26 protein-coding genes and 4 tRNA genes are annotated in these 25,870 nt (G+C 44.3%); 14 read left to right on the top strand and 16 right to left on the bottom strand.

Annotation, left to right across the window (positions count from 1 at the left end):
- Positions 1–82 precede the first annotated feature (82 nt).
- The 4 genes from ACO1PK_RS02660 to ettA form a co-directional block, all read right to left on the bottom strand.
- Entirely contained in the window at positions 83–376 is a 294-nt protein-coding gene (locus ACO1PK_RS02660; RefSeq protein WP_423187133.1) for a hypothetical protein, read from the bottom strand.
- A gap of 203 nt (positions 377–579) precedes the next feature.
- Positions 580–1,227 carry an energy-coupling factor ABC transporter permease gene (locus ACO1PK_RS02655; protein WP_423187132.1) on the bottom strand — a complete coding sequence of 216 codons (648 nt, stop codon included), beginning with the start codon at positions 1,225–1,227 and terminating at the stop codon, positions 580–582.
- A gap of 92 nt (positions 1,228–1,319) precedes the next feature.
- Positions 1,320–1,691, bottom strand: a complete 372-nt coding sequence (locus tag ACO1PK_RS02650; RefSeq protein ID WP_423187131.1) for a DUF6746 family protein — start codon at positions 1,689–1,691, stop codon at positions 1,320–1,322.
- Positions 1,692–1,818: 127 nt separating this feature from the next.
- Positions 1,819–3,480 (bottom strand): energy-dependent translational throttle protein EttA, encoded by a 1,662-nt coding sequence (ettA, locus tag ACO1PK_RS02645; RefSeq protein ID WP_423187130.1) that lies wholly within the window; start codon positions 3,478–3,480, stop codon positions 1,819–1,821.
- Between the two features lie 162 nt (positions 3,481–3,642).
- Between ettA and ACO1PK_RS02640 the strand changes: the two genes are divergently transcribed.
- The 3 genes from ACO1PK_RS02640 to ACO1PK_RS02630 all read left to right on the top strand — a co-directional run bounded on the left by ACO1PK_RS02640 (position 3,643) and on the right by ACO1PK_RS02630 (position 5,422).
- The gene (locus ACO1PK_RS02640; protein WP_423187129.1) at positions 3,643–3,996 is read left to right on the top strand and encodes a DUF2750 domain-containing protein; all 354 of its coding nucleotides are present in this window, start codon (positions 3,643–3,645) and stop codon (positions 3,994–3,996) included.
- A gap of 154 nt (positions 3,997–4,150) precedes the next feature.
- The gene (folE, locus tag ACO1PK_RS02635; protein ID WP_423187128.1) at positions 4,151–4,792 is read left to right on the top strand and encodes a GTP cyclohydrolase I FolE; all 642 of its coding nucleotides are present in this window, start codon (positions 4,151–4,153) and stop codon (positions 4,790–4,792) included.
- A 78-nt stretch (positions 4,793–4,870) separates the two neighbouring features.
- On the top strand, positions 4,871–5,422 hold the full coding sequence (locus ACO1PK_RS02630; protein ID WP_423187127.1) for a glutathione peroxidase: 552 nt from the start codon (positions 4,871–4,873) through the stop codon (positions 5,420–5,422).
- An 11-nt stretch (positions 5,423–5,433) separates the two neighbouring features.
- Here the strand turns inward: ACO1PK_RS02630 and rnhA are convergent, their stop codons facing one another.
- Positions 5,434–5,907 (bottom strand): ribonuclease HI, encoded by a 474-nt coding sequence (gene rnhA, locus ACO1PK_RS02625; protein WP_423187126.1) that lies wholly within the window; start codon positions 5,905–5,907, stop codon positions 5,434–5,436.
- Positions 5,908–6,046: 139 nt separating this feature from the next.
- On the opposite strand from rnhA, the gene dnaQ reads away from it, so the two are divergent.
- From dnaQ to ACO1PK_RS02595, 6 genes are all read left to right on the top strand, one after another.
- Positions 6,047–6,751 carry a DNA polymerase III subunit epsilon gene (gene dnaQ, locus ACO1PK_RS02620; RefSeq protein WP_423188262.1) on the top strand — a complete coding sequence of 235 codons (705 nt, stop codon included), beginning with the start codon at positions 6,047–6,049 and terminating at the stop codon, positions 6,749–6,751.
- Positions 6,739–8,106 carry a TIGR03503 family protein gene (locus ACO1PK_RS02615; RefSeq protein WP_423187125.1) on the top strand — a complete coding sequence of 456 codons (1,368 nt, stop codon included), beginning with the start codon at positions 6,739–6,741 and terminating at the stop codon, positions 8,104–8,106. Before dnaQ ends, ACO1PK_RS02615 begins: the two co-directional genes overlap by 13 nt.
- Before the next feature lie 106 nt (positions 8,107–8,212).
- Positions 8,213–8,289 (top strand) — tRNA-Asp (locus tag ACO1PK_RS02610).
- 16 nt (positions 8,290–8,305) lie between these two features.
- A tRNA-Asp gene (locus tag ACO1PK_RS02605) sits at positions 8,306–8,382 on the top strand.
- A gap of 26 nt (positions 8,383–8,408) precedes the next feature.
- Positions 8,409–8,485, top strand: a tRNA-Asp gene (locus ACO1PK_RS02600).
- Positions 8,486–8,532: 47 nt separating this feature from the next.
- A tRNA-Asp gene (locus ACO1PK_RS02595) sits at positions 8,533–8,609 on the top strand.
- 226 nt (positions 8,610–8,835) lie between these two features.
- Here ACO1PK_RS02595 and ACO1PK_RS02590 read toward each other — a convergent pair.
- The 6 genes from ACO1PK_RS02590 to ACO1PK_RS02565 form a co-directional block, all read right to left on the bottom strand.
- The gene (locus ACO1PK_RS02590) at positions 8,836–10,044 is read right to left on the bottom strand and encodes a methyl-accepting chemotaxis protein (protein WP_423187124.1); all 1,209 of its coding nucleotides are present in this window, start codon (positions 10,042–10,044) and stop codon (positions 8,836–8,838) included.
- Between the two features lie 195 nt (positions 10,045–10,239).
- The gene (locus ACO1PK_RS02585) at positions 10,240–11,274 is read right to left on the bottom strand and encodes a porin (protein ID WP_423187123.1); all 1,035 of its coding nucleotides are present in this window, start codon (positions 11,272–11,274) and stop codon (positions 10,240–10,242) included.
- Positions 11,275–11,384: 110 nt separating this feature from the next.
- Positions 11,385–11,807, bottom strand: a complete 423-nt coding sequence (locus ACO1PK_RS02580; RefSeq protein ID WP_423187122.1) for a DUF6691 family protein — start codon at positions 11,805–11,807, stop codon at positions 11,385–11,387.
- A 9-nt stretch (positions 11,808–11,816) separates the two neighbouring features.
- Positions 11,817–12,221 carry a YeeE/YedE family protein gene (locus ACO1PK_RS02575; protein WP_423187121.1) on the bottom strand — a complete coding sequence of 135 codons (405 nt, stop codon included), beginning with the start codon at positions 12,219–12,221 and terminating at the stop codon, positions 11,817–11,819.
- Between the two features lie 8 nt (positions 12,222–12,229).
- A complete protein-coding gene (locus tag ACO1PK_RS02570) occupies positions 12,230–12,631 on the bottom strand; it encodes a rhodanese-like domain-containing protein (RefSeq protein WP_423187120.1) in 402 nt (133 codons plus the stop codon).
- A gap of 18 nt (positions 12,632–12,649) precedes the next feature.
- Positions 12,650–13,399, bottom strand: coding sequence for a sulfite exporter TauE/SafE family protein (locus ACO1PK_RS02565; RefSeq protein ID WP_423187119.1), 750 nt, complete (start codon positions 13,397–13,399; stop codon positions 12,650–12,652).
- 110 nt (positions 13,400–13,509) lie between these two features.
- On the opposite strand from ACO1PK_RS02565, the gene ACO1PK_RS02560 reads away from it, so the two are divergent.
- Positions 13,510–14,379: an MBL fold metallo-hydrolase gene (locus ACO1PK_RS02560; protein WP_423187118.1), complete on the top strand. Its 870-nt coding sequence runs from the start codon at positions 13,510–13,512 to the stop codon at positions 14,377–14,379.
- A gap of 95 nt (positions 14,380–14,474) precedes the next feature.
- Here ACO1PK_RS02560 and ACO1PK_RS02555 read toward each other — a convergent pair whose 3' ends face one another.
- From ACO1PK_RS02555 to tsaA, 3 genes are read right to left on the bottom strand one after another with little or no spacing between them, the layout of a single operon-like run.
- On the bottom strand, positions 14,475–16,199 hold the full coding sequence (locus tag ACO1PK_RS02555; RefSeq protein WP_423187117.1) for a proline--tRNA ligase: 1,725 nt from the start codon (positions 16,197–16,199) through the stop codon (positions 14,475–14,477).
- A gap of 49 nt (positions 16,200–16,248) precedes the next feature.
- A complete protein-coding gene (locus ACO1PK_RS02550) occupies positions 16,249–17,307 on the bottom strand; it encodes a Kelch repeat-containing protein (RefSeq protein ID WP_423187116.1) in 1,059 nt (352 codons plus the stop codon).
- The gene (gene tsaA, locus ACO1PK_RS02545) at positions 17,279–17,986 is read right to left on the bottom strand and encodes a tRNA (N6-threonylcarbamoyladenosine(37)-N6)-methyltransferase TrmO (RefSeq protein WP_423187115.1); all 708 of its coding nucleotides are present in this window, start codon (positions 17,984–17,986) and stop codon (positions 17,279–17,281) included. Before tsaA ends, ACO1PK_RS02550 begins: the two co-directional genes overlap by 29 nt.
- Positions 17,987–18,196: 210 nt before the next feature.
- Here tsaA and purU point away from each other — a divergent pair, with 210 nt between their 5' ends.
- Together purU and ACO1PK_RS02535 are read left to right on the top strand one after the other, a co-directional pair.
- Positions 18,197–19,030, top strand: a complete 834-nt coding sequence (purU, locus tag ACO1PK_RS02540; RefSeq protein WP_423187114.1) for a formyltetrahydrofolate deformylase — start codon at positions 18,197–18,199, stop codon at positions 19,028–19,030.
- 140 nt (positions 19,031–19,170) lie between these two features.
- Positions 19,171–19,698 (top strand): H-NS histone family protein, encoded by a 528-nt coding sequence (locus ACO1PK_RS02535; protein ID WP_423187113.1) that lies wholly within the window; start codon positions 19,171–19,173, stop codon positions 19,696–19,698.
- 124 nt (positions 19,699–19,822) lie between these two features.
- Here the strand turns inward: ACO1PK_RS02535 and ACO1PK_RS02530 are convergent, their stop codons facing one another.
- Positions 19,823–20,575, bottom strand: coding sequence for a YciK family oxidoreductase (locus tag ACO1PK_RS02530; RefSeq protein WP_423188261.1), 753 nt, complete (start codon positions 20,573–20,575; stop codon positions 19,823–19,825).
- Between the two features lie 223 nt (positions 20,576–20,798).
- On the opposite strand from ACO1PK_RS02530, the gene ACO1PK_RS02525 reads away from it, so the two are divergent.
- Both ACO1PK_RS02525 and sohB read left to right on the top strand, forming a co-directional pair.
- Positions 20,799–23,189, top strand: a complete 2,391-nt coding sequence (locus ACO1PK_RS02525) for a VolA/Pla-1 family phospholipase (protein WP_423187112.1) — start codon at positions 20,799–20,801, stop codon at positions 23,187–23,189.
- Positions 23,190–23,290: 101 nt separating this feature from the next.
- The gene (sohB, locus tag ACO1PK_RS02520) at positions 23,291–24,283 is read left to right on the top strand and encodes a protease SohB (protein ID WP_423187111.1); all 993 of its coding nucleotides are present in this window, start codon (positions 23,291–23,293) and stop codon (positions 24,281–24,283) included.
- Positions 24,284–24,424: 141 nt separating this feature from the next.
- Here the strand turns inward: sohB and ACO1PK_RS02515 are convergent, their stop codons facing one another.
- Entirely contained in the window at positions 24,425–25,771 is a 1,347-nt protein-coding gene (locus ACO1PK_RS02515; RefSeq protein WP_423187110.1) for a dicarboxylate/amino acid:cation symporter, read from the bottom strand.
- Positions 25,772–25,870 lie beyond the last annotated feature (99 nt).

The following is a 25,870-nucleotide window of genomic DNA, read 5'->3' as shown; positions in this document are numbered from 1 at the left end:
ACGTCTAAACCGCTTTTTGGTGCTGATGTCGGGGTAGGGGGTAGCATTTGCGATACTACTGGCATTTGCTTGTTCGCCATTGTTACTCCTCAGCCTGCGGTTTTTCTGCCGCTAAGTTTTTATCCAGTTCTATTGCGGCTTGCATCGTTAGACTGTCATGCTCTTGAGTTCGCACCGTCATTTGGAAATGTTCAAATAACTCTTTCGTTGTCTTTTCGATAGCCTGTTTGGTCTGGATTGCTAAGTTTTCTTGCAGTTCAGCTAAAGGTTTCTTGAGTAACTCACTATTGAAATCGGCTAAGGTTGTTGCACTAGCGGGTAGTGCTAGGCTGATACCAAATAAACCGCTTACGATAATAGTTTGCATAGTTTTCATGTTGTTTCTCACTTATATTAAAGGTTGATGGGTTACGACCTCCTTAGTATTACAAGTGGCATGCCAAACATAAATTTTGGTTTATATTAATGATTTTTATGGTTTTTTATTTTTATTGTATTCGTGATTAGATGCGAGAGCCTAAGCCAAAAACTAAAAAGTGGTTAAAATAACCACTTTTTAGTTTTTCAAATTTTTCAGGCTTAACGTTCTGGTGATAAATACTCGTTATCATAAAAAGTCCTGAGCCAGTGTGGCCGGTATACTGCCATCAAGGTGATGGCCATGCCATTTAACAGCGCTTCACCAAACCAAATTAATAAAGCGAGTTGCGTGTAGTTCTGATAAATAGTGTGCCAGCTATGTGCTTGTTCAAGATAAAACCAGCCTGAAGTTAGTAGGATTTTCAGCACGATAGTTAAAGCGGCGTTAATAAAGCCGGCAACAAAAATATAGATAAATAAATGTCTACTCAAATAATGATAAGACCAGCTAAAGACGGCATAACTAAATAAGCCGGGTAAAATAAAGGTGGTTAATGCGAAGGCGCCTCCCTCCACCAGCGGCACTGTGCCAAATAATAGGAGGAGTGCCAGAGGTAAGCAGCAAATCCACATGGCAATCCGCCAGCCATGGCAAAGAACCAGCGTGGTGATCCCAAGGAAAAACAGCTCTAATCCTGGAACAATTCCCGCTTTGACTGACCATAACAAGGTAAGACAAACTGCAGAGGCAAACACTAAATGCTGATAGCCTTCCACTTGCAGTAAACGAGGGATAAATTCTTTTGGGAAAAAAACAAGTAAAATAGCGATGGCGCTAAGCCAGCTTATAAGTTGCCAACTGGTCATAATAGGCTATTTGATTTGTACTAAGGTAGCCTAAGTGTAACGCAGAAGGTAGAAAGAGAGCCAGCATAGCGAAAATATGCTGGCAGCTAGGGTTATTTGGTCAGTTTATTAGCCAGTTGCAGATAGTATTCAGCGTTATTACGAACGCGCTCTGCATCCATAGTTTCAGAGCCTAGATGCACTTCTTCCAGCACCTCTTTAATTTCGTCATTCGCTGTCGGGATCAGGGCAAGTGCATTTTCCAAAGTATAAGTCAGCTGATGGATTTCTGTCATCGTAGTAGGGTTTAGTTCACCCTTAAGGATCGTAGCCAGTTTGCCATTATGTTCGATCAGGCTAGCTACGGCTTGCTGCGTATTGGTCACCGCCGCTCCTTTAAAATGTGCTGGTCGATCACTGGCAAAGGTTGGTTGAGCCGTCAGTGCAAAGAGACCTACTGCAGTGGCTAATAAAAACGCTTTCATAGAAAATCCTTAGATGATAATAATTCTCAGTTACTTTATCAGGTTGGTATTTTTTTGCAAGTAACAAAACGCCTGCAAAGTGCAGGCGTTGGTAAGTGTGATTAAAATAGTAAGGTGTATAAGTAGCTTAAATCTTCTTATATTTAATCCGATGTGGTTCTAACGCCGCAGCACCATAAGTTTGTTTAACCCAAGCTTCATAGTCGGAATAGTTACCTTCGAAGAAGTTGATCTTACCTTCATCACGGTAATCAAGAATATGTGTCGCAATTCGATCAAGGAACCAACGGTCGTGCGAGATCACCATGGCGCAGCCTGGGAAATCCAATATGGCGTTTTCCAAGGCACGCAACGTTTCTACATCAAGATCATTTGTCGGTTCATCGAGCAGTAGCATATTACCACCGGCTTTTAACAGCGCAGCAAGGTGCACCCGGTTACGTTCACCACCTGATAGTTCACCGATAAACTTTTGTTGATCATTGCCTTTGAAGTTAAAACGACCGACATAAGCCCGGCTTGGGATCTGAAAATTACCGATTTGCAGCATGTCCTGACCATTCGAGATCTCTTGCCATACGGTATTTTTGGGGTTCATGCTATCGCGGAACTGTTCCACACTGGCAACTTGCACGGTCTCGCCCAGCTCGATAGTGCCGCTATCAGGTTGCTCGCTACCGGTGATCATTCTAAATAAGGTCGATTTACCGGCACCGTTTGGACCTATAATGCCTACTATGGCGCCTTTAGGTACGCTAAAACTTAAATCATCAATGAGTACCCGATCGCCAAAAGACTTACGTAAATGGCTGACTTCCAGCACTTTGTCACCTAAACGAGGACCTGGCGGGATAAATAGCTCATTGGTTTCATTGCGCTTTTGGAATTCTTGGCTTTGTAGCTCTTCAAAACGAGCCATCCGTGCTTTACTTTTAGCATGACGTCCTTTCGGATTCGTACGTACCCATTCAAGCTCTTGCTTAATGGAGCGCTGACGCGCATTTTCCGTTTTCTCTTCTTGTTGTAAGCGAGCATCTTTTTGTTCTAACCATGAAGAGTAGTTACCTTCCCAAGGGATACCCTCACCGCGGTCAAGTTCTAGGATCCAACCTGCAACGTTATCAAGGAAATATCTATCGTGGGTAATTGCCACTACCGTGCCAGGATAATCATGTAAGAAACGCTCTAACCAGGCAACTGACTCAGCATCAAGGTGGTTGGTTGGTTCATCCAACAACAACATATCTGGCCGTTCTAGTAATAGACGACAGATTGCGACACGACGGCGTTCACCACCCGATAAATGTTGTATTTTGGCGTCCCAAGCAGGTAGGCGCAGGGCGTCTGCCGCGCGTTCTAGCGTGTTTTCTAGGTTGTGGCCATCTTTGGCTTGAATTAAGGCTTCGAGTTCACCTTGCTCGCGCGCTAAGGCATCAAAGTCGGCGTTTTCATCAGCATAGGCGGCATACACCTCATCTAAGCGGGCAAAGGCTTGTTTGACGTCAATAACCGCTTCTTCGACAATTTCGCGAACGGTTTTTGCAGCATCTAATTGTGGCTCTTGTGGCAGATAACCAATTTTGGTACCGGCCAGTGGTCGAGCTTCACCTTCAAATTCGGTATCAACTCCAGCCATTATTCTGAGTAAGGTTGATTTACCAGCACCATTTAAACCGAGTACACCAATTTTGGCGCCAGGGAAAAAAGATAACGAAATATCTTTTAAAATAGTCCGTTTCGGGGGTACGACTTTCGATACCCTATACATGGAGTAAATATATTGAGCCATTGTTTTGCTTCCGTCCGTTAAGAGCAGTCAGATCAGCTCAAATTGTACGTTATTTTCGGTGACGGGGGAAAGTGAATGCCGCTACAACGGAATAAAGTTGGCTTTTAATAGCTAAAATCTGCTTTAATAGCAGTCGGTAAATAATTATTTTGCAGGTTTATTATGGCAGAGTTTGCACACGATCCGAGTTTTCAACGTTTTATTGAAGAAGCTAAAACCCATGGCGTAGTTTGGACCCTGGCAGATGGCGAGGATTTACTGGTTGTTGAATCCGTAGAGTTCGAAGAAACCGACGTTATGCCATTTTGGTCAAATAAGGCCGAGGCGCAAGCGCATTGTTCAGACGAATGGGCTGGCTATAAACCCGAAGCGATTCCGCTAGATGTGTTTTGTGAAGGTTGGTTAAAAGAAATGTACGATGATGGCGTCTTGATCGGAACCAATTGGGACGAATCTCTTAATGGACCTGAAGTTGAGCCCCGTGAGTTATTAGAGGCGTTAGCCTTAGTCCAATAAGAGGGCTGGTTTAATCGAGTCGCCTCAGTAAAGCCCAGCACTGCTGGGCTTTACTGTTTTGTCGATTTAAAATAGTAAAATTGTGACCTCTTCGCTAAACTGCCTGTGAAAGATCCGCGTATAAGCGTTATATAAGTCATGTTTTGGATGCATTATGTTATCAGAAGAAGCTATGTTAGTTCGCAGTGTGCTTGAGGCGAAAGGCCTTGAAACACCCATGCGTGACAATGGTTTGTCGCGTGATGAGAAATACCAAAAAATCAGTCAACTGATGACAGAAGTCGTTAACACTCTGGGTTTAGACCTAGCAGATGACAGCTTAAATGAAACCCCTCATCGTATTGCAAAGATGTATGTTGATGAAGTGTTTAGCGGTTTGGATTATAGTAACTTTCCAAAAATTGCGGCCATCGACAACAAAATGCAAGTCAGTGAAATGGTTAAAGTTAAAGCCATTAGCTTTACCAGTACCTGCGAACATCACTTTGTCACCATTGATGGCAGTGCAACCGTTGCCTACATCCCTAAAGATCGTATTATTGGTTTATCCAAAATCAATCGTATCGTACGTTTTTTTGCGCAGCGACCTCAGGTTCAAGAACGTTTAACACAACAAATTTTGGTTGCATTACAAACCTTGTTACAAACAGAGAATGTGGCCGTTACGATGGATGCCGTTCACTATTGCGTAAAATCACGTGGCGTGATGGACGTAAATTCTAAAACACAAACGACAGCGCTCGGTGGTAGTTTTAAAGATGATCCCAGAACCCGCGCTGAATTTTTAGCGCGTTAAACAGAAACACTTCCTATCTGAATCGTGGGTGATAATTTAGTTAACTTCTGCGTTACGATAGATAAAAAGGAAAGCGAGATGAAAGTAACATTTGGATTAGCAGTACTAGCGGGGTTGTTTTTTGCCTCACCCGCTGAGGCTGCGCAGTGTGGTGATATCTTAGGACACTCAGTACAACAATTAAAAACTCGAGAAAGCGTTGACTTATGTGAGCAATTCAAAGGTAAAACGCTTATTGTGGTAAATACCGCCAGTAAGTGTGGTTTTACCCCGCAGTTTGAAGCTTTAGAGGCCATTTATCAGCAATATAAAGATCAAGGCCTCGTGGTACTTGGTTTTCCATCAAACGATTTTAGGCAAGAGCACAATGATGAGGAAAAAACCGCGGAAGTTTGTTTCCTCACTTATGGTGTTGAATTTCCCATGTTCTCCACAACCAGTGTTCGTGGTGAAAAAGCCAATCCAGTATTTAAAGCACTTATCGCTAAAACAGGTGAAAGTCCATCCTGGAATTTTAACAAATATATCGTCAGTAAAGACGAACAACAGGTCGTGCATTTTGGTAGTCGTACCAGTCCTGATGATCCTAAATTTATTGCCGAGTTAGAAAAGATGTTAGCGGCTGAATAAGCGAATCTGGCTTATTTGCTGCTTTCTTCAAAGTTCCTGTCTATAGCGGTAGCCTGCAAGGTTGCCGCCGTTCTGGCCAGTTCATCACAGCGCTCATTTTCAGGATGGCCGTTGTGCGCTTTAACCCAGTGCCAATTCACCTTGTGTTTACTGGCGGCTTCGTCTAAACGCTGCCATAAATCCTGATTTTTTACTGCTTGCTTTTGACTGGTACGCCAGTTATTGCGTTTCCAACCGGCTAACCACTGGGTTATTCCTAACCGAACATACTGACTGTCTGTTGTTAATTCGACTTCACACTGATCTTTTAATGACTCCAAACCGATAATCGCAGCCAGTAACTCCATGCGGTTATTGGTTGTTAATCGAAAACCACCACTGAGTTCTTTTCGATGTTGCTTATACAGTAAGATGGTCCCAAAGCCGCCAGGTCCTGGGTTGCCAAGACATGAGCCATCTGTATAAATCGCCACCTTTTTTTGCATAAAACGTCCTTTACATCTCGCTGAAATTAAAGCGAAGCCTGTTTATCACATCTCTAATTGAGGGGTAGGCTAAATTCTGCATATTGGGGTGGTTTGGGTATATAATCAATCTAAATTGCCGTGAGTAGTGAAATAAGTGATGTTAAAACGCCAAATAATTCTTGATACAGAAACTACAGGTATTAACCCGAAAGAAGGTCATCGCATTATTGAAATTGGTTGTGTTGAACTAATTAATCGTCGTTTTACCGGTAATAATTTTCATGTTTATATCAATCCGGAGCGAGAAATTGAGGCGGAAGCGATAGCTGTGCATGGTATTACCAATGAGCGGTTGGCGGCTGAACCTAAGTTTCGTGACATTGCAAAAAACTTTTTTGATTATATTCAAGGTGCAGAGTTAGTTATTCATAACGCAGCTTTTGATGTCGGCTTTATTGACCATGAGTTTGCCATGTTACGTCCAGCATTACCGCCAGTGGCGGAATATTGCAGTATCTTAGATACCTTAAAGCTGGCTAGAGAGTTACACCCAGGGCAGAAAAACAACTTGGATGCGCTCTGTCGTCGTTATGATATCAATAATAGCCATCGTACTTTGCACGGCGCTTTGCTAGATGCTGAGATCCTTGCGGATGTGTACTTGCTGATGACCGGTGGGCAAGTCAGCTTAAACCTAGCCGCAGATGAGCAAAGTGAACAACAGGATCAGCAGGGCCCCTTAGTTATTCAACGTAGTGGTAAATTAAAAGTCATTAAAGCCGATAGTACAGAAATAGCGGCGCATGAAAGTCGACTAGATTTAGTACAAAAAAAAGGAGGCAGCTGTCTATGGCGAGGTTAATCAGATACTGGTTTTGCTGTCTGTGCTTACTTCCTGTCGCAGGGCAGGCCGACAGCGTTGAGCAAGTCGCTGAGCCTGGTCTGCAGATGCTGGCGGATTTACCTGTTGCCAATCAGATCCCTTTACTAGATAACCGTTTTAGAATCGATGATGGTATAGAAAGCATTACGATGGTGCTATTTCGACGCCCAGGAACGGCTTCGATCGTGTTAGTGCGTCCAGATGGTAGCAAGGTATTCTATAACACAGCAAAACAGCACAATATGCGTTGGCATGATGCTGCTACCTATGATTTGATTGAAATTACAAACCCCATGCCGGGTCCTTGGCAAGCGGTGGGTAGAGTCCTGCCAGAAAGCAAAATCCTGGTGCTTACCGATGTTGAACTTGACGTTGATCCCTTACCTAAGCCACTAATGGTGGGTGAAAATTTTAAGCTTACCGCAAGACTAAAAGACGGTGAGCAAATTGTGAATGCGCGAGAGTTTAAAGAAATTCTTACGCTACAAGTGTTTTTTGTCAGTACTAACAACAAAGATTATGATAATTATGGACGGGGCATGGTTGAGGCTGCCACTTTTCGGGATGATGGTCGAGGCTATGATGCTAGTGCGCGTGATGGCGTTTTTACCGGTGAGATTAACTTAAATTTTGGAGCAGGTGAGTGGATCCCTAGGTTCTCAGTTAAAACGCCGCTATATACCAGAGAAGTTGAACAAGAGACCTTAGTCATAGCGCGTGCTGCAATTGGTCTAGATTTCGTTATGGCTGCTGCTGAGCAAAGCCACCATATCGTAAACTTCAAACCAGATACTAGCTTGGTTGATGAAACAAGTTTGTTATTCCAAGGGCAAGTCAATTACCCCGATGGCGATATAGAAATGTTTTCGCTTACTGAGCCTGGACAGCCTTTGCAGTTTGCCATGCAAAACCGCGGGCATGGCAGCTATATTTTCAATTTGAACGTCTTTGGAAAAATGCTTGATGGCAGAGAGTTTGTGTTAAATTTGCCGGAAGAGCGTTTTTTAGTGACGTTACAAGCACAAGAAGCGCCAGAGTTAGCCGTTTTACCAGAAGCGTTAGCTGAGCCTGAGATTGCAGCGGAGCTTATTGAGGCTGATATGGCATTTCCTTGGTTTTGGGTCATTTTAATTAATCTCCTTATCTTAATCAGTGGTGCTGTTGCAACTTGGTTTGTCCTCACAGGAAAATCTCTTAGCAGCATCATGTTTTGGCGTAAACAAAAGGCCGAACCAAGCGATTCTGTTGCAGCGCCTGCAAAGACCGAAGACAAAAAAGCACAAAAAAACACCGAACCAGATGACATTCTTGATCTTTCATTACCGGATGATTAAGGAATAGACAAAACGGGCAAAAAAGATGTTGACGGGCTTTAGCCTAATCCGTATCATTCCCGCCGCACCAGACGATACCCAAATGAAATTGTCTAGTGCTTGGCGCGGAGCGGTAGTTCAGTCGGTTAGAATACCGGCCTGTCACGCCGGGGGTCGCGGGTTCGAGTCCCGTCCGCTCCGCCAATTTTCGATACACACCGGAGCGGTAGTTCAGTCGGTTAGAATACCGGCCTGTCACGCCGGGGGTCGCGGGTTCGAGTCCCGTCCGCTCCGCCACTTGTATCGAAACAGCTTCCTGATCCGGAGCGGTAGTTCAGTCGGTTAGAATACCGGCCTGTCACGCCGGGGGTCGCGGGTTCGAGTCCCGTCCGCTCCGCCACATCAGAAAGTGTTATATGCCAAATGAGCGTAAGCTCACTCCAGCGCGGAGCGGTAGTTCAGTCGGTTAGAATACCGGCCTGTCACGCCGGGGGTCGCGGGTTCGAGTCCCGTCCGCTCCGCCACTTTAAGCCAGCATTAAGCTGGTTTTTTGCTTTCTAACACTAAGCGGTAGTTCAGTCGGTTGCTCTCAGTTAAGAGCTTAGCCGGCCTGTGACGCGTTATAATATGCTATTTTAGCGAAGCTACGTCTTACAAGAGTGGACCTAAAATAAAGCCAATAAAAAACCCAGCCTAATGATGCTGGGTTCTGCTCCTGTTTCACGCTATTAGTCAGCGACGGGTTTAACCTTATCTTGAGGCTTTCTTGGCAAAGCGGCCAAGTTGTTTTTGAGTCGCAGCAGTACCCTCAAGCAGATTTCGTGCTGCATCATCAATCGCGGTCATTTGTTGGTATGCATCGTTGGTCATTTGCTCAATGGCAGATAAGTGCGTTTGTGTTTGTCGATACTTCTGCTCTAAATTTGAGACACTGCTGTTAATGTTCTGCATACCACCACGCGCAGTTAATAATTCTTGCTGCAATTGTGAAAACTCGCCATTGGTTTGGCTTACCTGGGTGCGCGCATCTTTTGCCTGAATGGTTAAGCTATCAGACTCTTGTTTGGTTTCTTTAACTAGGCGCTCCATATCATTTAGGAAACCTGAAATCTGTTTAGTTGCTTCGTTTACTTTGGCTGCTAGAGTTCTCACTTCATCTGCCACGACGGCGAAACCACGCCCAGCATCTCCCGCTCTTGCTGCTTCGATAGCCGCATTTAACGCCAGTAAGTTAGTCTGGTCGGAAAAGCCTTCTACCATCACTAGAATTTGCCGCACATTTTCAGAGTTTTGCTGCAGGCCGTTAATCGTAGCACCGAAAGAGTCTAACAGGGTGGCAATAGCAGCCAGTTGTTTATTTAAGTATTGCATTTGCTCACTGGCAATTTTAGCTTTATCCACGGCTATGTGCGTAACATTACCCATCTGGTCGCTGCTATGAACAATCTGTGCAAGGTATTCAATAACTTCATCACTATCACGCCGAATTTGTTTATTGCGTTGCTCAGTATCTTGTAAGCTTAAACGGGTACTTTTAACTGCGCCAGAAACCTGCTCATTGATTTCATGCGTGTTACTGGCTTGCTGGTGAACTTTACTCAATACCTCGCTAAGTTGGGCGACAAAGTGATTAAATTCCTCTGATAACGTCCTAAACTCATCAAAAGTAAAAGCAGGTAAACGCTGGCTTAAATCTGCGCCAGAGTTATTGCTTTGATGTAAGGTATCCACCAAAGCTCGTACAGGCCTGACAATGAGGTGACTTAAATAGAAGCCAGTAAATAAGAAGGCTGCAACGCCGGTGACAAGGAGTAGCCACCATAGGGTTTTGGACCCCTCGCTAGGGTAAGAAAGGTAGAGAGCAAACCCAAAAAATAAGCCAATAAATAATAGATTTCCGGCTATTTTCCGATTAAGCGTGTAGAAAAAGCTTTGTTCAACAAAGCGATAAAGTGCCATAAATCTCTCCATTACGACTAAAACCTCTTATTGTATTCATCGCGACAGCTAGTTCCCAAGCTTGACAATGAATGGCGTTAAGACGAGTGTTTACTGACAAAGACAATAACTCAGTTTATGCTTGCTGCCAATATATTAGAGCGAGTTATCACTAAACTTCGTCTAGTATTAGGCAGATAGCATCATCATTGAACTTTAAAATGTGTAAATGCTGCCAATTGATATTGCCATAGGATCTGCACCAGGGGAAATGACAAGCCGTTTATTGTGTCCACCGGCAGAGACATTAAAGTTTGCTTGCTCAGCGTTATGGGTTAGCGCAAAGGCCATGTAAAAATTCAGTGATGGCCCAAGCGATTTGTCGATTCCCAACGCGAGCATAGTGGCCTTATCTTGCCGGTTAGCGGTTTGCTCAGTCAGGTAATATTGTGCTGCTAAATTATAGTCACCAGCATTATAACCAAGACCCACACCCCAAGCCGTTCGGTCAGTATCGTTAAAGTTCGAGCTACGCTGATAAAATAAGGCGAGTTGCCATGCTTCATTAACTTTATAGCGAGTGCCAAGGCGTATGCCTGTTTTGGCAGACACTGGTTGTCCTTGAGGATTGCTGATTTGGTTTTGTTGTTCATAGGCCAGAATAACCAGCAAATCAGCGGCATGGTAAGTTATTGAGCTGCTAATCGCATCATTCTCGTTATCAGTAGTGCTGCCCGTTGCATCGTTAGCTGAATAATGTAAATCTAAAATAAAGTTTTGCAGTTTGGGCGTTTGATAGTGGATACCGTTACGAAAACGTTTATCTAAACTCACGCCAGCACCAGCAACAATATTACGGGCATCCCCAACTTTGTCGCTAAAAAAATCGGTACGTGAGCGTACTTTTTTCATTGGTGTATCAAAATAACCAAGGCGAGCCAAACCATAACGGCCTTGCAAACCAACATAACTATCACGTGTGTTAAAAAATTCGCTACCATCACCGCCTTCGTCAAGTTTCACCGTCGCTTCGATTTGACTGATTACTTTTAGGCCCGGCTGTAACTGATGCGAAACTTTGACTCCTATTCTGCTGGAGTTACTAGAAATATTAAAACCACTATCAATATCATTATCCAGTTGATCCAGTGAAACGTGAGCTTTTCCATAAAATGCAGTATCTGCCGCCTGTAATGGCAGTTGTGCTAGTAACAACAATACAGTGACGGGCGCTGCATAAAGTAAATTCATAATCGTCTCTAAATGGTTTTGTACTGTTTAAATTAAAATATTTATACAGTATGACACGTTCAGATAACTATGCAGCGTTCGTTACACTTTTATCTACTTTAGGTAAATACTTACCTATGGTTTGTAGGAATACGCACACGCTTCGCAATAAACCAACCAATAACCATGGCTGCAATAAAGCCTAAAGTGCCACTACTAAAGGAGCTCACTGCGCTGAGCGCGGGGCCTGGGCAATAACCCACCATACCCCAGCCAATACCAAACACAGCGGCACCTATCAGTAAGGGTTTATCTAGTTGCTGTTGCGTGGGTAAATAAAAGGCTTTATCAAACAGGGGGGCAGGTCTTTTTAGTACCAGATAAAAACCAATGGAATAGACTGCTAACGCGCCTACCATGACGAAGATTAAACTCGGATCCCAGTTACCTGTGACATTCAAAAAACTTAGCACTTTTTGCGGATCGATCATCTGAGAAATAGCCATACCTAAAGACATCAGCAAGCCTGCTAAAAACGCGATGACAAGTTTCATTATGACCTCTTAATTAAACAAACTGGCGACTAATACACCGGCTAACATAAAGGTTAAGGTGGCCGCAATTGATCGAGCAGAAAATCGTCCAATACCGCAAATGCCGTGCCCAGATGTACAACCAGAGCCCCAAGCCGTGCCAAGCCCAACTAATAATCCAGCTATAACCGTGTGCAAGCTTAAGGTAGGGGTGCTATAGCTAAAATCAGCGATAACCAGCGATGCCAGTAAAGGGCCGCAGATAATGCCAAGCACAAAAGCCAATCGCCAACCTTTATCTTCGTGTTGAAATAGCAAAGCACTGGTGATACCAGAAATGCCAGCAATACGGCCAATACCGGCCAGCAGTAGCAGAGTACCTAAACCAATTAAACCACCGCCAATTAAGGCCGAGACAGGAGTAAAGTTTTCCATAAAGCCCTCTATGCTTGAACGGGTAAGTTGGCGGCAAGCCAAGCTTGCATACCACCAGCAACTGAATACACTTGAGTGAAGCCCATGCGTTGTAAAGACTCTGCAGCTAAGGCCGAGCGCGCACCCGAGCGACAGATTAAATATAAAGGCTGGGCAGCAAGCTGCGCTAAAGCCACTTCAGGATCACAGCCACTGGCAGCTACTGCTGGATGGTTCGCCAGTTGCATTTCCAAAATACCACGAGGGTAGTTAATCGCTGCACTGATATGCTGCTGGCTAAACTCCGCACTTTCCCGCACATCAATTAACAGCGGGGCCGGATGCTGCGCAAGATATGCGGCTAATTGCTCAATACTGACTTCCTGAATAACGGCTTTCGCTTCTGCTACCAATTGTTGTGCTGTTTTCATTATTAACTCCAGTAAGGTTTATAGAACAGATTGCGTTATTACGACCATAGACATGATGGCTAAAAATACCGCGAAGCCACGCTGTAGTTGTTGTTTGGGTAATTTCTGACCGAGCCAGTTACCAGCAAAAGTGCCTAATAATCCGGCCACGATCATAATGCCAATAACTTGCCAGTCAAAACTTTGGCCTGCAGCACTAAAACTCACAAAATACTTTGCAAAACCAGCAAATGACTTTAGCGCAATAATGCTAAGGCTAGTGGCCACTGCGATATTGATGGGCAGACCTCCCATCAACACTAACGCCGGGACAATTAAGAAACCGCCACCCACGCCAACGAAACCGGTAATAGCGCCAACAATAAGACCATCTGCAATCACTTTGGCGTGATTAAACGGATATTGGTTGGCGGTATTCGTTTGTCGATTACGCCACATCATAACGGCAGCCACTAACATCAAGATGGAAAAACAGAGCAGCTGCCAACGGCTATCGACAAGGGTACCTAGCCACGCTCCGCCATAAGTCCCCAGCATGCCTGGAATACCAAACCACAATACATGACGCCAGCTGATGCGTTGTTGCCAAGCATTTTGCACCGATCCTAACAGGCTTATCCCCGCGACAATCAGCAGTGAAGACGCAATGGCCATATCCGCTGGCATCTTTAGTAAATAGAGTAATACGGGTACGGTAAGAATAGAGCCACCAGAACCAAATAACCCCAAACTTAAGCCAATAATTAGAGCGCCTAATAATGCGACCATATCACCCCTTTATTCTTTTATGGAATAAGCTTATAACTTGTTTGCATTCTAGGCGGCTTTTCGCTAAGCTGCAACTAAAATTTAGCATTCACTAATTTTAGGTGTTAAGTATGGCGCAGCAATCTTTGCATATTGAAATGTTTTTTGATCATGACAGTTCAACCTTCAGTTATGTTGTCGCAGATTTACAATCTAAGCAGGCAGCTATTATTGATCCGGTCTTAAATTATGATGCGGCCGCAGGTGCAGTCAGCACAGCAGATGCTGATAAACTGCTGAGCTATTTGGCAACCAATGGCCTTACCTTGCAGTGGATTTTAGAAACACACGCCCATGCTGATCACCTCTCTGCTGCGCATTATCTTAAACAAAAAACCGGAGCAACTATCGGGATCGGTGAGGGGATCCGCAAAGTACAGCAAACTTTCAAAGTCGTTTTCAATATTGCAGATACCGAGCTGCAAGCAACAGGCGATTATTTTGATCAGCTATTTGCGGATAATGAGCAATTTAAGATTGGTAACTTGCAAGCAACCGTAATTAACACGCCAGGACACACCAATGACAGTGTCAGTTATCTGATTGCGGGAAACTTATTTGTAGGGGATTCGCTGTTTATGCCCGATTCTGGCACAGCGCGTTGCGATTTTCCCGGAGGCGATGCTCATATTTTATTTCGCTCTATTCAGCGGATTTATCAATTACCCGCCGAAACGGTTATTTATATGTGCCATGATTATCAGCCCAATGGTCGTGAGCTACGCTATAAAACCACAGTGCTAGAGCAAAAAACCAATAATATTCATGTAAAAGCGGATACTTTGGAAACCGACTTTGTTGCAAAACGCGAAGCGCGTGACAAGACCTTAGCAGTGCCAAGACTGATTTACCCGGCTGTGCAAGTTAATATTCGAGGCGGACAACTGCCGCAAGCAGAAGATAATGGTCAGCGTTATATTAAAATTCCGCTAAAAGGATAAAAACGCTGCTTGTTCTGGCTTAACTCAGGCTAAAACTTACAGCCAGCAAACAAAAAGGCCGCCGCGCGGCCTTTTGCTTTAACACATCACACTTATTATTTCGCTAACAAGGCTTGAATTACCGAGGTTGCACTATCGAGCGCTAACAACTGCTTTTCGCCTGTACGACGGTTTTTATATTCGACTTCACGAGAATCCAAATTACGCTCGCCTATAACGATGCTATGAGGGATACCGATTAATTCCATATCGGCAAACATTACCCCTGGACGCTCTTTACGATCATCAAACAACACTTCTATACCCGCTGCGGTCAGTTGCTGATAAAGTTGCTCGGTGGCTTCAGCAATACGCACAGATTTATGCATATTCATTGGGATCAACACAACCTGAAAGGGGGCTATAGCATCAGGCCAGATAATACCGTGTTCATCATGGTTTTGTTCAATAGCTGCTGCGACAATACGGGATACACCAACGCCGTAACAGCCCATGGTCATGATTTGATGTTTACCTTCTTCGTTCAGTACGCCCGCTTTTAATGCTTGCGAGTACTTATCTCCCAACTGAAAGATATGACCGACTTCAATACCGCGTTTAATCACCAAATTACCAAAACCACAAGGGCTAGGATCGCCTTCGACGATATTGCGGATATCTGCAACATGGTATTGCGTAATGTCGCGGTCCCAGTTTACTCCTGTTAGGTGATAACCGTCTTTATTGGCACCTACGACAAAATCCGCCAGGTGAGCAGCACTCCGATCAACAATAACCGGTACGCTAATACCGACAGGGCCCACTGAGCCTGCTCCCGCACCGAGTAAAGCACGAATTTGTTCATCGCTAGCAAACTGTAAAGGACTTGCCACCTGTGCTAGTTTTTCTGCTTTAACTTCATTTAACTCATGATCGCCACGTAAGACTAAGGCGACTAAGGAGCTTGGTTTATCGTCTTCAGTTGCCGCCACTACAAACAAGGTTTTCGCAATGCGTGCTGCATCGATTTGTAAGAACGCGGCCACCTCAGCAACGGAGCCGGCATTGGGAGTGGCGACTTCAGTCATCTTGGCTGTTGGCGCTGGGCGAGCCCCAGCAGGCGCTTTTGCTTCAGCCATTTCAATATTGGCGGCATAATCGCTGCTGTCGGAAAAGGCGATAGCATCTTCACCTGAAGAGGCAAGCACATGGAATTCATGAGATACACTGCCTCCAATAGCACCGGTATCCGCTAAAACTGGGCGATAATCCAGTCCTAAACGATTGAAGATATTGCAATAGGCGCTATACATAGCATCATAGGTTTGCTGCAAAGATTCCTGACTTAAATGGAAAGAATAAGCATCTTTCATTAAGAATTCGCGAGCACGCATCACACCAAATCGTGGGCGACGTTCATCACGAAATTTGGTTTGAATTTGATATAAATTAAGAGGTAATTGTTTGTAGCTGGTGATTTCACGTCTTACCACATCGGTAATCACTTCTTCATGCGTGGGGCCAAGCACAAAATCACGGTTGTGACGATCGGCAAAACGGAGTAACTCCGCATCCATTTTTTCCCAACGGCCCGATTCTTGCCATAATTCCGCCGGTTGAACCATTGGCATCAACACTTCAATTGCGCCAGCCTTGTTCATTTCTTCTCGAACAATCTGCTCTACTTTGCGCAAAACACGCACGCCAGTGGGTAAATAAGTATATAAACCTGATGACAAACGGCGAATCATACCCGCACGAAGCATTAATTTATGGCTGATGACTTCGGCATCTGCCGGCGTCTCTTTCATCGTAGATAGTAAGTACTGACTGGTGCGCATGCTGTTCTCTGCAAAAACTGAAAAATTTGCCCGTATTCTAACAACGGAATTACTCTGGCAGAAGTTTAATCTGATGTTTTATTGGCTTATTTGTAACTTGCTGTTGGCTTAGCATGCCCCCTAAGCTATAAAAGCTACCGTTTAGTTCTACCACACCGCGTAAATCCATAACCGCTTCTGTATTCGCGCCTTTAAACCAGCGTTGTTGTAAGGGGGCATATAGCCACACGTCAGCAACAGGCTCAGCAGCCTTGCCTGCTGCTGTTTTCCCATCAAGTGCATATTGGGTATGACTGCCCCCGATAAAGGCCACCATCTCTTCACCATTTATGTTCACGGTAGTTGCTGCCAAGCGATAGCGAGCCTGCTCTGTAGGATGGGCAATAGGTTGCCAGCTGATGGTATTGGGATTAGCACTGAGTTGACCAACCCAACAGGCCGCGGCAGGCGTAAACTGCCGAGGTTGATCTTTAGGGTAGTCAAGTTTTACGCCATCACAAACCACTAAATGATTCGCCGCTATTGCACCGGCTAAACCAAACACTGGGTTACCGGGAAAAGGTGTGGCTTGTGACCAGCGCTGCGTAAAATTATCAAACAGCTGCACCAAATTAACTGTGCCATGATCACTCCAGCCGCTGACTAAATAAATATAGCGATTTTGATGAGGAATCGCCGCGGCATTGTCGACAGGAACCGGCATATCATTTAAACGGGTATAACGGCGTGTTACTGGATCTAATCGATAACTATCAGTGGCGGTGATGGTTGAACCATCGGTATTGATAAAACTGCCACCAAAGATGAAAAAGTTATTGTTAAGTGCCACTGCACTGGCGCCCACTCGGCCACTCAGTCGCTGCTGGCTTGGTACGGGTGGTAAACTTACCCAACCAAATTCACCAACGGTATGCAACCATGCTTTATTATGAATATCAGCACTTGATTTACCTTGGCCAACGCCTGTTATTGACAATACGTAAGTTTTATCGCGGATACTCGTGCTGGCTACCGCATTGTTACTGACGGGCTCCGGTAGATCTGGCAAGGCCATTGCTACAGTGCTGGCTGCCATCAAACTAAAGTAGCTGAGTGATTTCAGTAACATGATTATGTTCTCCGTTAACTGTCCATTTAATATTAAAGTCATACAGGGTCATACCATAGTGCTGCTCGCCTTCACGTTGCTTTTTGTAGGGCGGCCTTGGATCCTGCTTTAACACTTTTTCAATAAACACCTGTAAATGAGGATGCTGTTGTTGTTGCTGGCAAAAAATACGTGCTTGTTCCGACATCGACACCGTCATTGCAGTACTTGGCGCGGCATCCGCAAAACCACCCTTGGCCGAAGGCAGTGCATCAGAGTAGGGTAAATAAGGCTTAATGTCCAAGATAGGTGTACCATCTAATAGATCTAAGCCACTGATCTCTAATATGAGCTGACCATTTTTCCAAACAACCTTGTCTAGTTTTACGACAGATAAGCCAATTGGATTAGGTCGAAAGGTTGCTCGAGTGGCAAAAACGCCTTTACGAGTATTGCCGCCAAGACGAGGTGGCCGCACCATCGGTGACCAGCCCTTATCGGCTGTTTCGTGAAATACAAATACCAGCCATAAATGGCTAAAAGCTTCTATTCCCCTGACGATAGCTTCATCATTAAAAGGTGCCGCTATGACCAACTGGCCAGACGCTTCTGGGATTAAACCCGGTTGGCGGGGAATCGCGAATTTTTGCTTGTAAGGCGACTTAATATGGCCAATCACATTAAATTGATATTCATTCATTCGCGTGATGTGTTATCCAAAGGGTTGTATTGTTGCATATTTTTAGTAAGCCGTATTATGCAAGGCAGTTTACTAAACAACAAGAGAAGTTGCTCTGTGTACTTTTTACCGGCTATTTAAACGTTGGATATTTAGCCATCTAAATGCCTTTGACGCCAGACGGATAAGTTGTAAGAATAGCGCTAGTCAAGATTAACAGGTAAATACTCCATGGAACAGCGTATCTTATTAACCGAGTGCCCCGATTCAAAAGGCTTGATCGCCCAAATTACCAATATCTGCTACAAGCACCAATTAAATATTAGCCGTAATACGGAATATGTTGATCCGGTGACAGGCCAGTTTTATATGCGGACTGAGCTGGAAGGCATTTTTAATGATAGTACCTTATTGCTGGATTTAGATCGTGCGTTACCCGAAGGCAGTCGCCGCAGCCTACTGACCCGTCATGCGAAACGTGTGGTGATTCTGGTCACTAAAGAAGCGCATTGTTTAGGCGATATTTTAATGAAAGTGTATGATGGCTCACTTGAGTTAGATATTGCGGCAATTGTTGGCAATCATCCTGAATTAGCCGAATTAGCACAGCGCTTTGGTATTACTTATCATTTTGTTAGCCATCATGGGCTGACTCGTAGTGAGCATGAACAAGCTTTATTAAAGGTGATAGCAGGTTATCAGCCAGAATATTTAATTCTGGCTAAGTTTATGCGCATTCTAACCCCGCATTTTGTTGGCCACTATCCGAATCGAATTATTAATATTCATCATAGTTTCTTACCTGCTTTTATTGGTGCTAAACCTTACCAGCAAGCTTTCGAGCGTGGAGTGAAAATTATTGGTGCAACAGCGCACTTCGTGAATGACCAGCTAGATGAAGGCCCGATCATTCAACAAAAAGTCGCTCCTGTCGATCATAGTTATAGTGCAGAAGATATGGAAAAAGCAGGTCGAGATGTTGAAAAAGCTGCACTGAGTGAAGCCTTACATTTTATTACCGAAGATAGAGTGTTTGTGCATGGCAATAAAACTGTCATTCTTTAAAAGAATAGTATTTTCTTAGATAAAATATTTGAAGAGAAAATCTGAAATGTAGAGTGTGGCAAGAATATATGTTGAATACTTCTCTTTAATTTAAATATGATATTCGCTATGATGCTTCAAGAAATCACAAGGAGCAAAATATGTCTTTATTACTTGATAAAAAAGAACTAAAGAAAGCCGCTAAAGAGTTAACCCTGGCTAAATTAAATGATGTATTACACACCTTACAATCGGTTTTAGCAGAGCGTCAGAGTGAAATCGATGCGATTAATGAAATAGAGCGCTTTGCCCGTGAAAAAGGTTTCACGCTTGAGCAATTAGGTTACAAGCAAATTAATGAGGTTGTGGTAGCTGAAGGAAGTGATGAGGCTGCAGATACTAAGCGCCCTATCAAGCCTAAATTTAAAACGCTGAATAAAGACAGCCAATATTTTTATGTCGAAGACGGTAAACTTCATTTGCTGCGCACCCATACCATGAAAAAAGGTTTGCAGGAGCGCGGTATTGAGGTTGTTCCCGCCAACAAAGTAGATAAAAAACTGGCAAAAGATATTGAAGCCTTGTTGGCTGAGGCAACTGAACAAGCTATCGCGAATTACAATAGTAAAGTTGCCGTGTGGAACGCCTGGGCAGAAGCTAATGACGGTGAAATTTTAGCACCTCGCTAGTCGTTTAAAACGAGTTAGTGCCGTCTGTTTAGCACCTTAGTAACGCTAGTTTAAAGATGCCCTAGTTTAAAGATTAAGCACCGTAGGCTCTAATGCATCAACCCGGCTAAGCCGGGTTGATTATTTATTTTGGTTGAGCGTCTAGTGACTGACCGGTAATACCAACACTATCGTTACTCATCAAATATAGATAAAGCCACATTAAGTCTGCAGGCGTTTTTAATGTTTTTGCATCTTCACCTGGATAAGCTTTAGCACGCATCTTGGTGCGGGTAGCGCCCGGGTTAATACAATTAACGCGTACGCCCGTATTGTCATACTCGTGGGCAATGATTTCCATCAAGCCTTCTGTTGCAAATTTGGATACTGCGTAAGGACCCCAAAACGCACGACCTTTGCGTCCAACACCCGATGACGTAAAAATAATTGAAGCATGTTCACTTTGCTTTAGTAACGGCAGCACAGCTTGAGTCAGTAACATAGGGCCTGTGACATTCACTTGCATAATATCTTGCCAAGTCGGCAAATCGATATGTTCAAAAGGACTCAGTACGCCCAACAAGCCTGCATTGTGTAAAACACCGTCCAAACGCCCAAATTCAGCCTGAATGGTTGCGGCCATATCTTGATAATGTTTTTTAGTCGCGCCTTTTAAGTCAAGCGGCACTATCGCCGGCTCGGGAAAGCCTGCGGCGACGATTTCATCATACACCGCAGTGAGTTTATTGGTGGTTTTACCCAAAAGAATCACGGTAGCACCATATTGAGCATAGGTGAGGGCGGCCACTTTGCCGATTCCATCTCCGGCACCTGTGACTAAGATGACTTTATTTTCTAGCGCGCCTGCTGGCGCAGTATAGTTTTGCGGTGCGTGCATTGGCGTAACCTCTCTCAAAAAATCGGCGACAGCATACGCCGAAAACTGCACTTTTGCACCTTTCTTCACGATATCTGTGTTTTTACTCTAGCGATTTATAAAACTTTGAGTTAACTTTAACTGGTCGTAGCTGTTAAACAGGGCAGCCACTCAATTTCTAAAATAAACAAAGCAATTATTTGCTTTGTAATAAAAAATACCAGTGATGGACAGGGGAGTATATATGAATAAACTGGCAATCAGTATTGCTGTCGCCGTAGCCTTAGGCTTAACCGCTTGCGGTGACTCGTTAGATGATATCAAAGAAGAATCCGCGCAACCTGGAGGCACCGTTATACCCAGCTCCCGGGTAGTGTTTAACCCTAGTGCTACGCCTGCTGAGTTATCTGTTCCGAATGATTTAGTGTTTCAAGGCACAACAGATGGCACGCTTACGCTTGATAGCGGGACAACACCTGATTACACCAATCCACAGGTTGCGCTGGGCGCTTTGGATGGCTGGTCAACACAAAATCCATTTTCTATTGCCTTAAGTTTTGCACCGAATGTGAGTTTAAATATGGACTCTGCTCGGGCGCCAGGTTCTGTTCGACTGTTTAAAGCACTGATGGGTGATCCTGCTTCGTCGGCTACAGAATGTCGTGCTGTGCCAAGAGGCGCGGCATGTAAGATTGTTGCTGAATTACAGTATGGTGTTGACTTTGTCTCTGCTGGAAGTGGCAATAGTGTTGCGGTTATTCCATTAAAGCCTTTAGAACCTGCCACGACTTATCTACTTGCGCTGACCGATAATCTAAAAGATAGCTTAGGCGAATCCATTAAACCATCGACAACCTATGAGTTAGTAAAACAAGATATCACGACTCTGCCTTTAGGTAGCGCTGCGCAGCGTGGATTACAGGCTGTAATTAATAGCTTTGAAAATGCCATGGTGCGCGATGGCGGACTAAATAAAGACAATATTATTTATACTGCAGCCATCACCACACAATCAACAGGTGCCGTTTTTGCTACGTTAAAACAGTTAATGGCTTCACCTACGCCAACGGGTTATGCGCCAGGTGCGCTGCAAGTCGTTGATACGGGTAGAACTGTTGCTCAAGTTAATCCTGCTTTTGCCAACTCTCCTGCTTTTCAAATAACACGTTTATATGGCGGAACCTTAAGATTACCTTACTTTTTGGGTTTACCTTCAACTGAAAATGCGACCGCGCCACTAAATACACGTTGGTCAGCACGTTGCGATAGTGGTGCGACGCTTGCCGCCTTGCCGCCCAGTATGAAGCCGTCAACGCCGGTGTCTGAAAATGACGGTTTTTGTCAGTTAGCCAGTGGTGGTGCTTTAAGGGACTTAGGTGTTGATGCAGCCCGACACATCACAAAGTTTAATACCATTCCAAAAATCAATAGCTATCAGACGGTTGATGTACAAATGACTGTACCAGACTCACCAGTTATCCCGATGCCTGAGGCAGGATGGCCGGTGGTTATTATGCAGCACGGTATTACTGCATCGAAAGAAAGTATGTTAGCCATTTCGGGTACTTTGGCTTCGCAAGGATTTGCAACTATTGCTATCGATCATCCATTACACGGAAGCCGAGGGCTGAGAATTGACACACCTACAGGCACCTTAGATTTTACAACAACGCGGACTAACCCAACGGTTTATATGAACTTGGGCAATCTACTCGTTACTCGGGATAATTTAAGACAAAGTATTTTTGATACGTTAGCACTTCGCTTTGCATTAAATAGCATGACGGGAGTCAAGGTTGATTTAAGTCGCGTGCAGTTTTTAGGGCATTCTTTAGGGGGTATTACGGGTACGGGTATGGTCTCGATTGCGAATACACCTTCAGGTAATGAAAGACTTGATGCTGCATTTAAAGTCGAAAGTGCGGTACTGGCAATGCCAGGTGGTGCAGTTGCAAACTTGCTACTAGACTCCGTGCGTTTTGGTCCACTGATTAAGGCCAATATCATGCTGGGTGCTGGTGGTGCTTTAACGCAGGATTTTGCAACCTATATTGCGACCACTACCGACTGTGGTCAGCCTACAGCGGCAAATGCAACCACTTGGCCTGGATGTGCGGCGCCAAGTGTAAATGCGTATCTAGCCAACCTTGCGACGACAGGCAATGTGGCTCAACAACAGCGAGTTAATGCAACCTTAAGCCAATTCGCTTTTGCTGCCCAAACAGTTATCGATAGCGCTGATCCAAATAACTATGCACAGCAACTGAGCATAAATGGTACGCCCGTGTTTATGATTTCTGTTGTGGGTGATGGTAATGCTAATTTGCCAGACGATACTATTCCCAATGGATTCTTTAACCCAGCGGCTGCATTAGCCCAAGGCAAGATGCCATTATTGGGTACTGAGCCTTTGGCACGCTTGTTAGGTACTGTGAGTGTCCCTGCTGTTGCGCCTGCGTTTGATCTAACTGGCAACGCCATTACACGCTTCACAGCGGGTGAACATTCTTCGTTATTAAGTCCAGTGGCGAGCGCTGCTGCTACTGGGGAGATGCAGTTCCAAACTGCGACCTTCTTCTTAAGTCGAGGTAAGCGCATTGGCATACAAAATACCAGTGTGATTGCTGGAAATTAATCTTAAATAACAGCCTGAAACACTACAGCCCGGTTGCAATGCGCCGGGCTGTTGCTTTTAACATCTGCGGTTTAATTATCAAATAAAGAAGGAGAAAGAGATTGGCCTTTTTGTATGAATACGGTTTATTTTTGGCAAAAGCGGCTACCGTGGTGTTAGCTTTTGCTATTGTGGTAACGCTTATCGCCGCCAGTGCTTTACGCGGACGCCAGCCGAAAGGGCAGTTAACCGTCACCGATCTATCCGACGGCTACCAAGATGCACAAGCGCTATTACAAGAACATTTGCTTGATAAAAAAGCTTACAAAAAATGGCAAAAGCAACTGAACAGTAGCAAGGCGTCAGAACAACAAAAACGGCTGTTTGTGCTGGAATTTACCGGTAGTATCGACGCAAAAGAAACAGAAGCATTACGGGAAGAAGTTAGTGCAATACTGGCTGTGGCCAATACTGAAGATGAAGTATTACTAAAATTGGAAAGTGGCGGTGGTGTTGTGCATGGTTATGGCCTTGCTGCATCGCAGTTAAACCGTTTCAAACAGCAAAACATCCCACTAACCATTGCGGTAGACAAAGTTGCAGCAAGCGGTGGTTATATGATGGCCTGTGTTGCGAATAAATTATTAGCTGCGCCTTTTGCCATCATCGGTTCTATTGGTGTCATTGCGCAACTACCCAACTTTCATAAGTTACTGAAAAAGAATCACGTCGATTTTGAACAGTTTACTGCCGGTGAATTTAAGCGCACCGTGACGCTGTTTGCTGAAAATACGGATAAAGGTCGAGAAAAATTTCAGCAGGAACTAGAAGAAACGCATCAGTTGTTTAAAGATTTTGTGCATCAGCAGCGACCTCAGCTCGATTTAGCCAAGGTAGCAACGGGTGAACACTGGTTTGGCTATCAAGCGTTAACGTTAGATTTAGTGGATGAGCTGACGACGAGTGATGATTATCTGCAAGCTGCGATTAAAGAACGCAAGGTGCTGCAGGTAAAGTATCAATTGAAAAAGGGTTTAGCAGAAAAATTGGGGCAGGGTAGCGCCAGTTTGTTCGGTAGTTTATGGCAAAAGCTGCAAGATAAGCGGTGGCATTAGTATAGAACTCATAAAGCTTTGTGTGAACTACCCACCGACGCCATTTCGTGTCGATCAATGGGGTTTCTCGGGATTATTCGATAAAATTGGCCAGCGTTTAGCTGGCCAATTTCATTATGCTAATACAAAATATATTGCTCTTTAGCTTCGTTCTTTTAAGTGATGAAAGTCGATGGTTTCGTCTTTCTCACCTGCTCGCGGATTATTATAAACCGCAAAATCCATTTCACCTTCACTTTTTGCGACAACACATGACACCATGGCATCACCAGTAACATTAACTGCTGTGCGCGTCATATCGAGTAATCGATCGACGCCAATAATAAGTGCAATCCCCTCAACAGGTAGACCAACTTGCTGCAACACCATCGCTAACATAATTAGACCCACGCCAGGTACGCCCGCTGTACCAATGGAGGCTAGCGTAGCGGTAAGAATAACCATTAGGAAATCCGTAATAGTGAGATCTACCCCAAAAACTTGCGCAATAAAGACTGTCGCTACCCCCTGCATAATCGCAGTACCATCCATATTGATAGTCGCACCTAACGGAACGGTAAAAGAACAGATACTGTTTTTTACGCCGAGTTTTTTGTTAACCGTTTCCATTGTTACCGGTAAGGTGGCATTACTACTGGATGTGCTAAAAGCAAATAATGCCGCATCGCGCATTTTTTTTAGAAAAATAACTGGGTCAAGTCCGCTAAGTAGCTTTAGTAAAACAGGATAAACCACCAAACCATGAATAATTAATACGCACAGTACCACTAGGAAATACTGTAATAAGCTGGCAATAGTCGCAAAGCCGAGCGTAGTAAACAGTTTTGCCATCAGGAAGAATACGCCATAAGGGGCAAGATTCATCAATAAAGTGACCAATTTCATAATCACTTCATTTAAATCAGAGAACATCGCTGCAATACGTTCACCTGTTTTACCTGATAACGCCACCGCTAAGCCAAACAAAACCGCAAACACAATGATTTGCAGCATATTGCCTGATGCCATCGATTGAATGGGGTTGCTCGGGAAAATATTAATAAAAACCTGCGCCAGTGTTGGTGCTGCACTCACATTGTAACTGGCATCGCTTTGCATATTCACGCCCACACCAGGGCCGATTAACAAGGCTGCAGCAATAGCAAAACTGATAGCAATTGCTGTCGTGATGAGATAAAGACCAATAGACTTTCCACCAAGACGCCCCAGTTTTGAGGTGTCGGACAATGAGCAAGTGCCACAAACCAGTGAGACAAAAACCAGCGGTACGACAAGCATGCGTAAACTGGCAATAAAAATCTCACCGCCGACGTGAAAAACGCCATCCACAAAAAAGGCTTTTAAGGGGATGCTTAATCCGAGTAAGGACAAGTGACGTTCATCTGCACCGCCAAGTAAAAATTGGAACAAAAAACCCACCGCTATACCTGCGGCCATACCGATAACTATACGAAGGGTCAGACTCAGTTTTTTATTAGATGTTGTCATAAATTCGACTATATAAAGCTATTACAAAGTCCCAAGAGTATCAGTTTGTAAGCAAAGAAGGCAGAGCGAAGGTAATTTTTTTTAAATTTGCGGTGCCAG

Origin of the sequence: Alishewanella sp. d11 (assembly GCF_049390205.1) — a bacterium.
Classification (GTDB): Bacteria; Pseudomonadota; Gammaproteobacteria; order Enterobacterales; family Alteromonadaceae; genus Alishewanella.
This window is presented reverse-complemented; position numbering and strand designations above follow the sequence as displayed.

Excerpts from the sequence above, each read along its gene's own strand:
- ACO1PK_RS02660 (WP_423187133.1), bottom strand. The coding sequence starts at position 376 with ATGAAAACTATGCAAACTATTATCGTAAGCGGTTTATTTGGTATCAGC.
- ACO1PK_RS02655 (WP_423187132.1), bottom strand. The coding sequence starts at position 1,227 with ATGACCAGTTGGCAACTTATAAGCTGGCTTAGCGCCATCGCTATTTTA.
- ACO1PK_RS02650 (WP_423187131.1), bottom strand. The coding sequence starts at position 1,691 with ATGAAAGCGTTTTTATTAGCCACTGCAGTAGGTCTCTTTGCACTGACG.
- ettA (WP_423187130.1), bottom strand. The coding sequence starts at position 3,480 with ATGGCTCAATATATTTACTCCATGTATAGGGTATCGAAAGTCGTACCC.
- ACO1PK_RS02640 (WP_423187129.1), top strand. The coding sequence starts at position 3,643 with ATGGCAGAGTTTGCACACGATCCGAGTTTTCAACGTTTTATTGAAGAA.
- folE (WP_423187128.1), top strand. The coding sequence starts at position 4,151 with ATGTTATCAGAAGAAGCTATGTTAGTTCGCAGTGTGCTTGAGGCGAAA.
- ACO1PK_RS02630 (WP_423187127.1), top strand. The coding sequence starts at position 4,871 with ATGAAAGTAACATTTGGATTAGCAGTACTAGCGGGGTTGTTTTTTGCC.
- rnhA (WP_423187126.1), bottom strand. The coding sequence starts at position 5,907 with ATGCAAAAAAAGGTGGCGATTTATACAGATGGCTCATGTCTTGGCAAC.
- dnaQ (WP_423188262.1), top strand. The coding sequence starts at position 6,047 with ATGTTAAAACGCCAAATAATTCTTGATACAGAAACTACAGGTATTAAC.
- ACO1PK_RS02615 (WP_423187125.1), top strand. The coding sequence starts at position 6,739 with ATGGCGAGGTTAATCAGATACTGGTTTTGCTGTCTGTGCTTACTTCCT.
- ACO1PK_RS02590 (WP_423187124.1), bottom strand. The coding sequence starts at position 10,044 with ATGGCACTTTATCGCTTTGTTGAACAAAGCTTTTTCTACACGCTTAAT.
- ACO1PK_RS02585 (WP_423187123.1), bottom strand. The coding sequence starts at position 11,274 with ATGAATTTACTTTATGCAGCGCCCGTCACTGTATTGTTGTTACTAGCA.
- ACO1PK_RS02580 (WP_423187122.1), bottom strand. The coding sequence starts at position 11,807 with ATGAAACTTGTCATCGCGTTTTTAGCAGGCTTGCTGATGTCTTTAGGT.
- ACO1PK_RS02575 (WP_423187121.1), bottom strand. The coding sequence starts at position 12,221 with ATGGAAAACTTTACTCCTGTCTCGGCCTTAATTGGCGGTGGTTTAATT.
- ACO1PK_RS02570 (WP_423187120.1), bottom strand. The coding sequence starts at position 12,631 with ATGAAAACAGCACAACAATTGGTAGCAGAAGCGAAAGCCGTTATTCAG.
- ACO1PK_RS02565 (WP_423187119.1), bottom strand. The coding sequence starts at position 13,399 with ATGGTCGCATTATTAGGCGCTCTAATTATTGGCTTAAGTTTGGGGTTA.
- ACO1PK_RS02560 (WP_423187118.1), top strand. The coding sequence starts at position 13,510 with ATGGCGCAGCAATCTTTGCATATTGAAATGTTTTTTGATCATGACAGT.
- ACO1PK_RS02555 (WP_423187117.1), bottom strand. The coding sequence starts at position 16,199 with ATGCGCACCAGTCAGTACTTACTATCTACGATGAAAGAGACGCCGGCA.
- ACO1PK_RS02550 (WP_423187116.1), bottom strand. The coding sequence starts at position 17,307 with ATGTTACTGAAATCACTCAGCTACTTTAGTTTGATGGCAGCCAGCACT.
- tsaA (WP_423187115.1), bottom strand. The coding sequence starts at position 17,986 with ATGAATGAATATCAATTTAATGTGATTGGCCATATTAAGTCGCCTTAC.
- purU (WP_423187114.1), top strand. The coding sequence starts at position 18,197 with ATGGAACAGCGTATCTTATTAACCGAGTGCCCCGATTCAAAAGGCTTG.
- ACO1PK_RS02535 (WP_423187113.1), top strand. The coding sequence starts at position 19,171 with ATGTCTTTATTACTTGATAAAAAAGAACTAAAGAAAGCCGCTAAAGAG.
- ACO1PK_RS02530 (WP_423188261.1), bottom strand. The coding sequence starts at position 20,575 with ATGCACGCACCGCAAAACTATACTGCGCCAGCAGGCGCGCTAGAAAAT.
- ACO1PK_RS02525 (WP_423187112.1), top strand. The coding sequence starts at position 20,799 with ATGAATAAACTGGCAATCAGTATTGCTGTCGCCGTAGCCTTAGGCTTA.
- ACO1PK_RS02515 (WP_423187110.1), bottom strand. The coding sequence starts at position 25,771 with ATGACAACATCTAATAAAAAACTGAGTCTGACCCTTCGTATAGTTATC.